Annotated in this window: 8 protein-coding genes and 2 pseudogenes; all 10 read left to right on the top strand. The window is 59.2% G+C overall.

Going from position 1 to position 12,687, the window contains the following annotated elements:
• Window positions 1-244: 244 nt before the first annotated feature.
• Window positions 245-553, top strand: a pseudogene (locus N4Q37_RS06590) (transposase); the annotation flags it as partial.
• A gap of 75 nt (window positions 554-628) precedes the next feature.
• Window positions 629-2,254, top strand: coding sequence for a methyl-accepting chemotaxis protein (locus N4Q37_RS06585; protein WP_260956189.1), 1,626 nt, complete (start codon window positions 629-631; stop codon window positions 2,252-2,254).
• 261 nt (window positions 2,255-2,515) lie between these two features.
• Window positions 2,516-3,179, top strand: a pseudogene (locus N4Q37_RS06580) (IS5 family transposase); the annotation flags it as partial.
• A 373-nt stretch (window positions 3,180-3,552) separates the two neighbouring features.
• A complete protein-coding gene (locus N4Q37_RS06575) occupies window positions 3,553-5,097 on the top strand; it encodes a cellulose biosynthesis protein BcsE (RefSeq protein WP_260956187.1) in 1,545 nt (514 codons plus the stop codon).
• On the top strand, window positions 5,094-5,288 hold the full coding sequence (bcsF, locus tag N4Q37_RS27825; protein WP_390897902.1) for a cellulose biosynthesis protein BcsF: 195 nt from the start codon (window positions 5,094-5,096) through the stop codon (window positions 5,286-5,288). Before N4Q37_RS06575 ends, bcsF begins: the two co-directional genes overlap by 4 nt.
• The gene (gene bcsG / locus N4Q37_RS06570) at window positions 5,281-6,891 is read left to right on the top strand and encodes a cellulose biosynthesis protein BcsG (RefSeq protein WP_260956184.1); all 1,611 of its coding nucleotides are present in this window, start codon (window positions 5,281-5,283) and stop codon (window positions 6,889-6,891) included. The genes bcsF and bcsG overlap by 8 nt, the downstream gene beginning before the upstream one ends.
• Window positions 6,861-7,112: a cellulose biosynthesis protein BcsR gene (bcsR, locus tag N4Q37_RS06565; RefSeq protein WP_260956182.1), complete on the top strand. Its 252-nt coding sequence runs from the start codon at window positions 6,861-6,863 to the stop codon at window positions 7,110-7,112. The genes bcsG and bcsR overlap by 31 nt, the downstream gene beginning before the upstream one ends.
• Window positions 7,109-7,831 carry a cellulose biosynthesis protein BcsQ gene (gene bcsQ / locus N4Q37_RS06560; protein ID WP_260956181.1) on the top strand — a complete coding sequence of 241 codons (723 nt, stop codon included), beginning with the start codon at window positions 7,109-7,111 and terminating at the stop codon, window positions 7,829-7,831. Before bcsR ends, bcsQ begins: the two co-directional genes overlap by 4 nt.
• Entirely contained in the window at window positions 7,828-10,419 is a 2,592-nt protein-coding gene (gene bcsA, locus N4Q37_RS06555) for a UDP-forming cellulose synthase catalytic subunit (protein WP_260956179.1), read from the top strand. Before bcsQ ends, bcsA begins: the two co-directional genes overlap by 4 nt.
• Entirely contained in the window at window positions 10,416-12,686 is a 2,271-nt protein-coding gene (gene bcsB, locus N4Q37_RS06550; RefSeq protein WP_260956177.1) for a cellulose biosynthesis cyclic di-GMP-binding regulatory protein BcsB, read from the top strand. Before bcsA ends, bcsB begins: the two co-directional genes overlap by 4 nt.
• The last annotated feature ends 1 nt before the right edge of the window (window position 12,687 follow it).

The following is a 12,687-nucleotide window of genomic DNA, read 5'->3' as shown; positions in this document are numbered from 1 at the left end:
CGCAAGGCTGACGGCATCTCTTAGTAGACCCGGTCATCGGATGGAGAGTCCGCATTGAGAACCCTAACCCCAACAGTAGTTGTGATGGCTGTCCTGTTTCACGCTGCTCTAGGGAAACTCTGAATAAGACTTCCTGATTTTGGCAAGACACAGACTCCACCCGCGGAGCTTTCCGATGAAGCAAATGACTTTCGCCGATGCCGAGTACGCTGGTAAACGCAAGCAGACCCGTAAAGAGTAGTTCCTGATCGAGAGGGAGCGGGTGGTGCCGTGGAAGAGTTTGATTACATTGATCGAACGGCGCTACCCGAAGGGTGATGGTGGTCGTCCGGCCTATCCACTGATGGCGATGCTAAGTGTCCATCTGATGCAAAACTGGTTCGGCTACAGCGATCCAACGGCGGAAGAGGCACTGTACGAGACTACTATTCTGCACCAGTTTTCTGGGCTGAGCCTGGAGCGCGTTCCCGACGAAACCACGATCCTCAACTTCGGTCCCCTGCTGGAAAAGCACGAGCTGGCGGCAGCGATTCTGGGCGTGATGAATGGCTATAGTTCTATGACGTTCAGTCGACAGCGTGGAATTACAGCTACGTAGTACCGATAGCTTTTATTAAGAGAGTAAAAAATGAACGTCAGGACAATGAACCTCGCTCCAAGGGCTGCGGTATTTTTCTCACTCATTATCTTGGTGGTTTTTGCACTGGGCATTGTCGCTGTGCTGCAAATGGGCAAGCTCCGAGAGTCCGAACAAGATGTAGAAAACAATTGGATGGCGGGTGTTCGTGAGATCGGTAAGATGAAGGCGGGTACCTTGCGGCTGCGTTTGGAAAGTATCCGCATTACTTTGACAACCGATGAGCAGAAACGGCAAATCCAAATCGCTGCCTTAAGTGGCTATCGAAACGCTCTCCAGAGCACCCTCACCAATTACGTTCCTTTGATCTCGGGGCCGGCGGAGCGGGAGCTGTACCAGGCGGTCGCAACCGATGCGCAGGAGTACTTCAAACTGCTGGATGAGTTGGTGTCGCTGCTGCGAAGCGGTGATAATGCCGCTGTAATCCCTTTGATCAATACCCGCATCCCCCCTATGGCCGACTCCCTGCAGGAGAAGATGGACAAACTCTCGGACTTCAACGACGAGGGGGCCAAGCGTGCGGGGATCAATGCCTCGTCTGTCTACGGCAGTGGCGTGACGCTAGTGATTGCCCTGCTGGCGGTTACCGTGCTGCTCACCATCGTGCTGGCCACCGTGCTGACCCGCAGCATCACTTCGCCGATCAGTGATGCTCTTGCAGTGGCTGAACGCATCGCCGGCAGTGACTTGTCCAGGGACATTGGGGCCACTGGCCGCGATGAAGCCGGTCGCCTGTTGGCAGCACTGTCGAAGATGCAGGCGAATTTGCGGGAAACCATCGCCCACATCGCCGACTCCTCTACCCAATTGGCTTCGGCCTCGGAAGAAATGATGGCGGTGACGGAAGACGCCAGTCGCGGGCTGGTGCGGCAGAACGACGAGGTCAATCAGGCGGCCACGGCGGTGACTGAAATGAGCGCAGCAGTGGATGAGGTCGCACGCAATGCCGAAGCCGCCGCGCAATCTTCCCGCGAGTCCATGGAGTTCACCCGCTCCGGTATCGAGAACGTGGCGCAGACCTTGAAAGCCATCGAAGGCCTGGCCGGCAACGTGTCCAGCACCGGTGAGCAGGTCAAGGCCTTGTCCGGCAGGGCGCAGGACATCAGCAAAGTGGTTGAAGTGATTCGGGCCATTGCCGAGCAAACCAACCTGCTGGCACTGAATGCGGCTATCGAAGCCGCGCGCGCCGGCGAACAAGGACGCGGGTTCGCGGTGGTGGCCGATGAAGTACGGGCACTGGCCCACCGAACCCAGCAGTCGACCCAGGAAATCGAGCAGATGATCACGGCGATTCAGGCGGACTCGACCCAAGCGGTGAGTGCGATGAACATCAGTACGGAGATGGCCAACAACTCGATCTCAGTGGCGCAGAATGCGGATGTTTCGCTCAAGCAGATTGCTCAGGCCATTACCCAGATCAACGAGCGCAATCTGCTGATCGCCACCGCCTCTGAAGAGCAGGCCCAAGTGGCCCGTGAGGCCGACCAGAACCTGGCCAGCATTCGCGAGCTGTCCATCCAGAGCTCGGCGGGCGCCAGCCAGACCGCCAGTGCATGCGGTGAGATGGCCAATCTGGCGACTGAGCTGAATCGCTTGGTTGCGCGTTTCAAGGTTTAACAGCCGCTTCAGTCTGGCCTGCGGCCGCCCGACGTTAATCATTCTGACGTCGGTCGGGCCGCTGGCCTGTATTCGATCAATGCTCAAGACCGTGCAAATCTTGAGCGGTTATTGCCCTTGCCCTTTCCGCCACTGAATAACCTCCAACATCGGACAACTCTCCCCAGGTGGCAGTAGCTGGCCCCACTCTGAAAAAGACTCCCACCTCTGGTGAAATACCCCTTCTCACGCGAATCGAACAGTTGAGCCCCGATGCAATAGATGTCCTTCGCCGATGCCGAGTACGCCGGCAAACGTAAGCAGAGCCGCCGCGAGCGCTTCCTGATCGAGATGGATCAGGTGGTGCCATGGAAGGGCCTGATTACCTTGATCGAGCCACACTATCCGAAGGGCGAAGGTGGCCGTCCGGCGTATCCGTTGATGGCTATGTTGCGGGTTCATCTGATACAGAACTGGTTCGGTTACAGCGATCCGGCGATGGAAGAATCACTGTATGAAACGACGATTCTGCGCCAGTTCGCGGGGTTGAGTCTGGATCGGATTCCCGATGAAACGACGATCCTCAACTTCCGGCGTTTGCTGGAAAAACATGAGTTGGCGGGCGGGATTTTGCAGGTCATCAATGGCTATCTGGGGGATCGTGGTTTGATGCTGCGCAAAGGCACGGTGGTCGATGCGACGATCATTCATGCACCGAGTTCGACCAAGAACAAGGACGGCAAACGCGATCCCAAAATGCATCAGACGAAGAAAGGAAATCAATATTTCTTCGGGATGAAAGCGCACATCGGCGTCGATGCCGAGTCGGGTTTAGTCCATAGCCTGGTGGGCACGGCGGCCAATGTGGCGGACGTGACGCAGGTCGATCAGTTGCTGCATGGCGAGGAAACTTATGTCTGCGGCGATGCGGGTTGCCAAGGAGTAGCAGGACAAGGTATTCGGCCAATTCAGCGAGGAACAGGTCGAGCATTTCAAAGCGGTGCTCAAGGGCGTGATCAAAGGCGCTTGAGTTTGTATTGACACCGAAAGCAATGAAGCTGGGGCTGCTCTGACGACCGGAAGAGGGTAGGGCGAACCTTACTAATACAGTCAATACGCCTATTTTGAATCAGCATCTGCCGATAGCTGTCGCCTCTTATCGTCTGCATTATGCGCCATCATTTTGATACCGCTGTTGTCGAGTGCGGGATGGGATTGTGTCGTTGATTTTTTGATCCGTCCGAATGCTTGGGTGTGATGCCTGGCTTTTGGGATAGACGAGTCACTCACTCATTGCACTGGAACGGGAGAGCGCACGCTTGAGTCATGTTTCCTTGGCTATCCGGAATCTTCCGGATGAGCAGTTGTTGATGCGTCAGGGAGGACTGTACTGGGTAGCCGTCGATCAGACCCGCGATGTCGAAGCTCTTGCGCTGCAAGGCTTGATCGCATTACCTGAACAGCAGCGGGCCAGCCTGGTGTGGAGTGGTCATTATCCCGAGCAGTTGATTGGCGCGATGAGCGAGCGATCCGGGCCTGGAGAATTGTGCCTGTTCGAAGTGCCTGAGTCGGTTCTCCGCTTGGCGCTCAAGTCGCTGTCGTCCGAACTGAGGCGTGCCGGAATGGCTCCGGGCAGTCTGCTGCTTTTGATGCTGCCGGCTACTGCCTGGCAGGCTTTCGACGCGGCGCAATTGCAGCAGTGGTGCAGCGGACTTAGGCGCTGGTTGCGCGAACAGCGTTGCACGCTCCTAGTGCTGTGCTATGGACAGGCTCCTCAACTGCATACCGAGTTGGTTCGCCTCAATGAGTATCTGTCCGGGTTGGCGCAGTTGTACCGGCGTGATGGCGGCATACGCTATCAATCTCACTTCTGGCACAACGAACAAGGCGTTTGCGGCGCACGGGAGTTCGAACTCGACCTGCAGGCCTCGGGCTTTGGCCAGGTCTGGAGCGAACAGGACAGTCCTGCACCGACACGCACCAATGATCAGCGCATCTATCTTGCCCAGCGCGTTGTGCTGGAAGACGCTGCCGGGCTATCCGAGCAGTGGCGTGTGTTCGAGAGACGTGTCGACCTGCTGCAACAAGCCACCCTGGCACGCGCCGCAAGTGTGATGGTGGCGATCGACAGTGACCAGCAGGTGGAAGCGTTGGCGCGCGAGCTGTATGCGTTGCGCGAGCGTTGCGGTACGGCGCTGAAAATCATCGTGCGGGAAATGGAGCCCTGCCTGCGCTATCGCGACGAGCGCCTATTGATGGCCTGTGGGGTGAACATCATCGTGCCCTTTGGCAACGCGTTGTCCCGGTTCTTCAGCTTGGTCGACAGTGTGCAGGACCAAGTCTGGCGCCGCAGGCAGTCGAGCGCTGACCTTGAGTCGCTTCTTAAACGCCTGCGGGCCCCGACGACGCGCGGCCTGTTGGCTCCCAGGGAGTTCCTGTCGGAGCTGGAGCAGATTTATGGCGGCGCTTCTGGCGAAGTCGAGCACCAACTGCTGCGGTTGCAGCCGCGCACCACGTTAACAATCGAACAGTGCCTGCACCAGGTCAGTCTGCGTCGATTCGGCGATATCGCCAGTGTGGTGGATGGTGTGTTCTACCTTTTTCTGTTCGCTTGCCGTAGCGATGGCCTCGAGGCGGCGCTGAGCAATATCTGTCGCCTGTCGTGGCGCAATCTGTTTAGTGATTGCCAGCCCCTTGTCGAGCTGGACAACTTGCCGCGTGCTGCATTGCGTGAAGCAACGAGCCTGCCGGATACGTTGCGCCTGGCCCCGGATCGAACCGAGACGGCGACGCGGGCACAAGTCGAAACGCGTGCCCATATGCCGCGACGAACCACTTTGGCGATCACGGACTACTGCGAATGAGCTATTACGAATTACTTCAGGTCATTGCTTCAAGCAGCTTGCTGACACTGGCGTTGATCCAGCTGCTGCGTGGTTTTTGGCGCCAGGGGCGAGCCTGGCTTCAGGGCCTCTTGCCGCCCCGTTACTTGAAGCCTCACCGTATGCCTCGGAGCACTTCGCCGCACCTGCCCCCGAGTGCGCCTCATGAGTAAGTTCGAGCCGCTGAACCTTGCAAGCTCGACGCGAGCCCGGCCCGGCCTGGGTTACTGGAACCTGTATTTCATACTCAAGTTCGCATTGCAGTGGGGCGGCTATCTGAACATTCAGGTGCTACCCAATCTGCTGTTCGCGGCTTTTTTGCTGATGCCGTTGAGCAACCGTTTCGCCGCAATCGTGCGTCGGTTGATCGCCGTGCTGGTGGCGGTGGCGCTGCTTTACCGAGACACCTGGCTGCCGCCGTTGAGTCATTGGATGGATTGGCCTTCGGTGGCGGATCTTTCCTCTGGATACCTCTTGGCTTTGGCCGAAAGCGTGGTCGACTGGAACCTCTGTGGCTGGCTGCTGGTGTTGGTGGGGGCGTATCTGTTTGTCCAGCCTTGGCTGCGCATGACCACGCTGACCTTGGCTGGCCTGGCCTGGTTGAGCTGTATCAACCTGCTGACGCTGTACCCAAACCATGAGTCGAGCCCTGCCGCGCTGCGGGATACGGTCCTCCCTGCAAACGCGGCCGTCGACAGTTACTTGCAGCAGTTCTACGGCGCGGAGGCTGACCGACGGGTGGCATTCGAGCCTTCGACTTCTGCTGCTCAACCCTTTGATCTGTTGCTGATTAACATCGATTCCATAGCCTGGGACGATCTGGATTTCATTGGTTTGCGCGACCACCCATTGTTGCGGCAAATGGATGTACTGTTTGACCACTTCAACTCGGCCGCTTCCGATCGGGTACCCGCCACGCTTCGGCTGTTGCGTGCCGGATGCGGCCAAGCGCCTCGCCAACAGTTGTATGCCCCCGCCGCTGAGTCTTGCCTACTGTTCGATGAGCTGGGCAGGCAGGGTTTCGTCGGCGAAACCCTGCTCAACCATACAGGACAGTTCGAGGGCTTTCTCAATGCTGTGCAAACCCTGGGGGCGCTGCCAGGCCCGGAGAGTGATGTCAGCCATTTGCGACCGATATTCTCAGGGCCGGACGGCTCACCAGTGTGGCGCGATCGTGAGGTACTGGACGTCTGGTGGAAACACCGTCAGGAGCAGTCCGAGCCGCGCGTGGCGCTGTTCTACAACAGCTTGACCTTGCATGAGGGTAACCGGCTCGGGACGGTCGATGGCAGCACCCGGCGCGCCGACTACAAACCACGAGCCTTCGCCCTGCTGGACGACTTGAGCGGTTTTATCGAACAACTGCAGCTTAGCGGCCGTCGCGTGGTCGTAGTGCTGGTTCCGGATCACGGCGCGGCCCTGCGCGGCGACCGCATGCAGTTCCCCGGCATGCGGGAAATACCCAGCCCGTCAATTACCCAGGTGCCGGTCGGCATCAAGTTGATCGGCATGGGGCGTAATTCACGCTCAACGCCTTTGCAAATCAGTGAGCCGAGCAGCTACCTCGCCTTGGCGCAAATCATCGAGCGCCTGTATACCGCGCCACCCCAGGCCGAGGGGCAGCAGCCGGACTGGCAACCTGTGCTGGCGGGGTTGGCACAAACCCCGCTGGTGTCCGAGAGCGAAGGCAGCACTGTGTTGGACTACGCCGCCACGCCTTATGTACGGATAAAGGAGAAAGACGCATGGCTTCCTTACCGACCGATGTCCAAATGAGTGCCAGGTTGCTGTCGCGCAAAGAGCGGTCCGATGATATCGCTCGATTGAAGGCCGAGTTGCAATTACCCGCCCTGAAATACGTCGACGTCTCGCTCCAAAAAGAGTTGCGGCGTGCTTTGCAGCGCTGGCCCCTGCTTGCCGAGTTCGAGCAGGCGCAACGGGCACCTGAGGCGCGGGTCTCGCTGGCGCGCCACGGCGAACCGCAGGTGACCACATGATCTCTCTGGGGTTGTACGGACTGCGTGGCGGCGCTGGCAGCACTTCGTTACTGGCGGCGCTCGGTTACGCCCTGCACACCCTTGAACAGCGTGTGCTGCTGGTGGACATGTGCCCGGACAACTTGCTGCGCCTGCATTTCAACCTGGCCGTCACGGAAAAGGGCGGCTGGGCGCGGGCGTTGCTCGATGGTCAGGACTGGAAGGCTCAGTCCTGGAGTATTGCGCCGAACCTAAGTCTGCTGCCTTATGGGCGACTCACCAGGGCCGATCAGGCGCGCCTGGAGCAAGCGTTGCGCCTCCAGTCCGGACTCTGGGCCCGGCGCACGAGCGCTCTGGCCGAGCACTTCGATTGGATACTGTTCGATTTGCCACAACGCCTGCCCAGGCAGGACAGCGCTGCGTTCTGCCAACTGCAGATTCAGGTGCTCGAAGCCGATGCAGCCTGTCACGTGCTTCTACAACAACAGGAGGAGATGGCGGACTATCTGTTGCTCAATCGTTTTGACCCGGCGAGCCAGGTCCAACGCGATCTGATGTTGATCTGGCGTCAACACTACGATGTTCGGCTGCTGTCGCTGATCGTGCACAGTGATGAAGCGATGCGCGAAGCGCTGGCCTGCAAACAGCCCGTGGGCCGTTATGCGCCGGGCAGCCTAGTGGCCCAGGACGTGCTCAGCCTCGCGATATGGTGTCAAGCCCGAGAGGGAGTGGTGGCATGATCGCCCGTTGGTTCCCCTACCGGCATTTGCGCAATGAGTACGGATGCCAGCCGCTGGTCGCGCTGCTATTGGGCGTGTCGAGCGCCTTGGCCTGGTCGGTCTTACGCCTGGAGTCAGCCGCTTGGCGACAGTTGCTGGATCAGCGGCAGCAATGGTATCCACAGTTAGTCGACAAGACGCCGAGCCTCGGTGACCCGTTGCGTTACGTGCTGCAAAGCATCTGGTTGCTACTGATACGACCGGTCGTTCCTGAGCACCGCTCAAACTCTGCGATCTGGTGGTCACGCGCCGCCACTTTCAATCGGGCATTGTGGAGTCGGCTGAGTTATTCGCTTGAACGACAGAGCAAGCGTATCGGTGACCACTCGCGGGTCAATCAGGGGGTCCACTGGTGGAAAGGCTTGGAGCGGCACCGTCAATGGTTGCTTGGCGGTTTGCTGTTCACCCAATTGGTTCTCTTGACGCTGTTGTGCATCACCGAGCCGTTCGGTTATCTGGAGCAATTGGTCTTCGCGGTCTTGCTCTGGGGCCTGACCATGCTGGTGCGCGGTATTCCCGGACGTTTTTCGACCCTGTTAATGGTGGTGTTGTCCACCATCGTTTCCTGTCGTTACCTGTGGTGGCGCTACACCTCGACGCTGAATTGGGACCAGCCCCTGGACCTGGCCTGTGGCTTGGCATTGCTGGCGGCAGAAACTTACTCCTGGATCGTGCTGATCTTTGGTTATATCCAGACCTGCTGGCCACTGAACCGCGAACCAGCGCAGTTGCCGGCCGATACCCGGCACTGGCCGACCGTCGATTTGCTGATTCCAACCTACAACGAGGATCTTTCGGTGGTGCGCGGTACGGTTTATGCCGCCTTGGGCATCGACTGGCCGGAGGAAAAGCTGCGGATTTATCTGCTGGACGATGGCAAGCGTGAGAGCTTCCGGCAGTTCGCCGCCGAAGTCGGGGTCGGCTATATCATTCGTCCGGACAATCGCCATGCCAAGGCTGGCAACCTCAACCACGCCTTGGGCCGAATAGGAGGCGAACTGGTCGCGCTGTTCGATTGCGACCATATGCCGGTTCGCTCGTTCCTGCAGCTGACGGTGGGCTGGTTTCTGCGCGATCCGAAACTGGCGCTGGTCCAGACGCCCCATCATTTCCTGTCTGCGGATCCTTTTGAGCGCAACCTCTCAGTGTTTCGCAACAGGCCGAACGAGGGTGAACTGTTCTATGGGTTGATCCAGGATGGTAACGATATGTGGAACGCCGCGTTCTTCTGCGGTTCCTGCGCGGTGCTGCGTCGTTCGGCGCTGGATGAGATTGGTGGGTTCGCGGTGGAGACGGTGACCGAGGATGCCCATACCGCCTTGCGCCTGCATCGCGCAGGGTGGAACTCGGCCTATGTACGCATCCCCCAGGCGGCCGGCCTGGCCACGGAAAGCCTGTCAGCCCATATCGGCCAGCGCATTCGCTGGGCCCGGGGCATGGCGCAGATTTTTCGTACCGACAACCCGTTGCTGGGCAAGGGCCTGACGGTGTTCCAACGGATCTGCTACGCGAACGCGATGATGCACTTTCTCGCCGGTTTGCCGCGGCTGGTGTTCCTGAGCGCCCCCTTGGCGTTCCTGTTGTTGCATGCCTACATCATCTATGCCCCGGCGTTGATGATCCTGTTGTACGTGTTGCCGCCGATGATTCACGCCAGCCTGACCAACTCGCGCATGCAGGGCCGCTACCGGCAGACCTTTTGGGGCGAGGTTTACGAGACCGTCCTGGCCTGGTACATCGCCCGGCCCACCACGGTGGCGTTGTTCAGCCCGAACAAAGGCACCTTCAACGTCACTTCCAAGGGTGGTCTGATGGAGCATGACCGGTTCGACTGGAAAATTGCCCGGCCTTACCTGATCCTCGCGGGTCTGAATATCCTGGGGCTGGGTTTTGCCTGCTGGCGTTTGTCCACGGGGCCAGCCAATGAGGTTGGCACAGTGGTGGTGAGCTCTCTGTGGGTGATTTACAACCTGCTGATCCTCGGTGCGGCGGTAGCGGTGGCGGCCGAAGTTCGGCAGGTACGCCAGACGCATCGAGTGCAGACCCGGTTGCCGGTGGCGGTGCGCCTGGACGGAGGCCATTCTTACCCAGGCATGCTGCTCGACTATTCCGATGGCGGTGTCGGCGTACAGATCGATGTGCCGTTGTCGCTTCCGGTCGGCGGGCACGTTTCATTGTTGATGCAGCGTGACTCGCGCGAATTCCTGTTTCCCGGTCTGGTCAGCCGTAGCCACAAGCAATTCGTCGGTATCAACTTCGCCCACCTGTCGACCCCGCAGAAAATCGATTTTGTGCAGTGCACCTTTGCCCGCGCCGATGCCTGGTTGAATTGGGGGGAGAATTATGTCCCGGACAGGCCTCTGCACAGCCTGATCGATATTTTCAAACTCGGCGCTAAGGGTTACTTCCAACTCTATCAATACCTGCCTTTGTGGTTCCGCCGTGTGGCGGGACCTCCATTGCAGCTGGTGGGCTGGCTGTTGAGTTACCTGCCGCGGATGCCGTCTTCATTTTTTTCGTCCTCTTCTCGGTCTGTGAGACCATCATGATTCGCTATTTCAGTAAATCCCTGGTTGCCGGCCTGGCGCTCCTGACCCTTGACGGCACCCAGGCTCAAGGCCTCGCAACGCCGCCGCTAGACCCGGTCCCAAGCTGGAGCAATACCTACAACTTCGGGCAGTTTGGCCACGCCGCCGATAACCTGTTGCTGGGTATTCACGACAGCGAGCAGATCGAATTCTCCTTGCGCCGCGACCGCATCGCCAGCGATGCCAGGCTGCGGTTGGAGTACACACCGTCCCCTGCGTTATTGCCGGTGCTGTCACATTTGCGGGTCTATCTCAATGATGTGCTCGTGAGCGTGCTGCCCATCGAGAAGGATCAGCTAGGGCGCAAGACAATTCGCCAGGTGGAGCTCGACCCGCGCTTGATCACCGACTTCAACCGGGTGCGCCTGGAGTTTGTCGGCCACTACACCGACGTTTGCGAAGATCCGGCCAATAGCACCTTATGGGTCAGTATCAGTCGCCGCAGTGAGATCGAACTGCATGAGCAGGCGTTGTCGCTGAAGAGCGACCTGGCCTATTTTCCGTTGCCGTTCTTCGATGCGCGGGGTCAGGACAAACCCAGTCTGAACATGGTTTTCGCGGCTTCGCCCACATTGGGCGAACAACGCGCGGCGGGCGTCCTGGCGTCTTATTTCGGCAGTAAGGCCGGTTGGCGTGGCATGCGTTTTCCGGTATTGCTCGACCGTCTGCCTGGTGCCGGTGCTGCGGCCACGCCTGCGATTGTATTTGCCACCAATGACCGCCGTCCCCCGTTCCTGGCTGACCTGAAGCAGTTTCCAAAGGTTGAAGCACCGGTGTTGCAAATTATCGACAACCCGCAGGCACCTCACAGCAAGGTGCTGCTGGTACTCGGTCGTGATGATCAGGATCTGCTCGTCGCGGCTCGTGCGCTGGCGCTGGGCGGGGATTTGTTGCGCGGTTCGCGGGTGACGGTGGACAAGGTGCAGCAACTGCAACCGCGGCAACCCTACGATGCGCCCAACTGGATTCGCACCGATCGTCCGGTTCGATTCGCCGAGTTGATCAGCTATCCCGGGCAGTTGCAGGTGAGTGGCCTGCGACCGGCGCCGATCAGCGTCGATCTCAACCTGCCGCCGGATCTGTTTGTCTGGCGCAGCCAGGGGATCCCGTTGAAGCTCAATTATCGCTATACCCCCAGTGTGGTCAACGATGAGTCACGGCTGAACATCAATCTCAATAATCAGTTCATCAGCAGCTTGCCGCTGCCAAGCAGCGACAGCTCGAAGCTGCAAGGGCTGAGGCTGGCGGTGCTGCCCAATGACCCAGCCAATCCCAGCGAGAAGGTGTTTGTGCCCGCGTTGCAAATCGGCGAACGCAATAACCTGCGTTTCGACTTCAACTTTGCCAGCACTATCGGCAGCGCCCAGCGCGATCATTGCCAGACGATGCTGCCGCCGAGTAATCAGGCGGCGGTTGACGAAGCCTCGACGATCGATTTGTCCGGCTATCACCACTTCATCGCCATGCCGGATCTGAAGGCTTTTGCCCGCAGCGGCTTCCCATTCAGCCGGATGGCCGATCTGTCAGAAACGCTGGTCGTGGTACCGATACAAGGCAATGCCGTGCAGATCAGCACATTGCTCGAAGCCCTGGCAGCGATCAGCGCGCGTTCGGGGGCGCCGGCGCTGGGTTTGGAACTGTCCGCGGACTGGAGCGTCGCGGCTCGGACGGACGCCGACCTGTTGGTGTTGGGAGGGTTGGGAGCGGGTATTGGTGAGTTCGCGAATACGAACCTGATGCTCAACCAGTTCCACGATTGGTTGTTGGAGCCGTCCAGCCAGACGCTGAATGGTTCTTCAGCGCGTGCCGGGCAGCTCAACGATATCAGGGACCAGGCAGCCCATCGGGTCGAGGTCTCGGCCCAAGCGCCGATTGCTGCATTCGTCGGTCTCAAGTCGCCGTTCCATGAACAGCGCAGCATTGTCGCGCTGCTTGCCAACGATGACGCCGATTACCAACTGCTGCGAGATACCCTCGCCGACGGCGCGAAGATGGATTCCGTGGCGGGTTCAGTAGCGCTGCTGCGCAGTAGCGGCGTAGAGAGCAGACAGGTCGGCGAGCAGTACTTCGTCGGTCATCTGCCCTGGTGGTTGCTGCTCTGGTTCCAGCTCTCCGCGCACCCGGTGTTGCTGGCAATGACGGTGGTACTGATCGTGCTTCTAATCGCTTTTGTGTTGTGGCGCTCGCTCAGTTGGGTCGCCCGGCGGCGGCTGATGAGCCAGGAGTGAT

Source organism: Pseudomonas citri, assembly GCF_025336485.1.
GTDB lineage: Bacteria > Pseudomonadota > Gammaproteobacteria > Pseudomonadales > Pseudomonadaceae > Aquipseudomonas > Aquipseudomonas citri.
Note: the sequence above shows the minus strand (reverse complement) of the source record. Positions and strands in the feature narration are given on the sequence as shown.

Excerpts from the sequence above, each read along its gene's own strand:
- bcsG (WP_260956184.1), top strand. The coding sequence starts at position 5,281 with ATGAGTAAGTTCGAGCCGCTGAACCTTGCAAGCTCGACGCGAGCCCGG.
- bcsA (WP_260956179.1), top strand. The coding sequence starts at position 7,828 with ATGATCGCCCGTTGGTTCCCCTACCGGCATTTGCGCAATGAGTACGGA.
- bcsF (WP_390897902.1), top strand. The coding sequence starts at position 5,094 with ATGAGCTATTACGAATTACTTCAGGTCATTGCTTCAAGCAGCTTGCTG.
- bcsB (WP_260956177.1), top strand. The coding sequence starts at position 10,416 with ATGATTCGCTATTTCAGTAAATCCCTGGTTGCCGGCCTGGCGCTCCTG.
- bcsR (WP_260956182.1), top strand. The coding sequence starts at position 6,861 with ATGGCTTCCTTACCGACCGATGTCCAAATGAGTGCCAGGTTGCTGTCG.
- N4Q37_RS06585 (WP_260956189.1), top strand. The coding sequence starts at position 629 with ATGAACGTCAGGACAATGAACCTCGCTCCAAGGGCTGCGGTATTTTTC.
- bcsQ (WP_260956181.1), top strand. The coding sequence starts at position 7,109 with ATGATCTCTCTGGGGTTGTACGGACTGCGTGGCGGCGCTGGCAGCACT.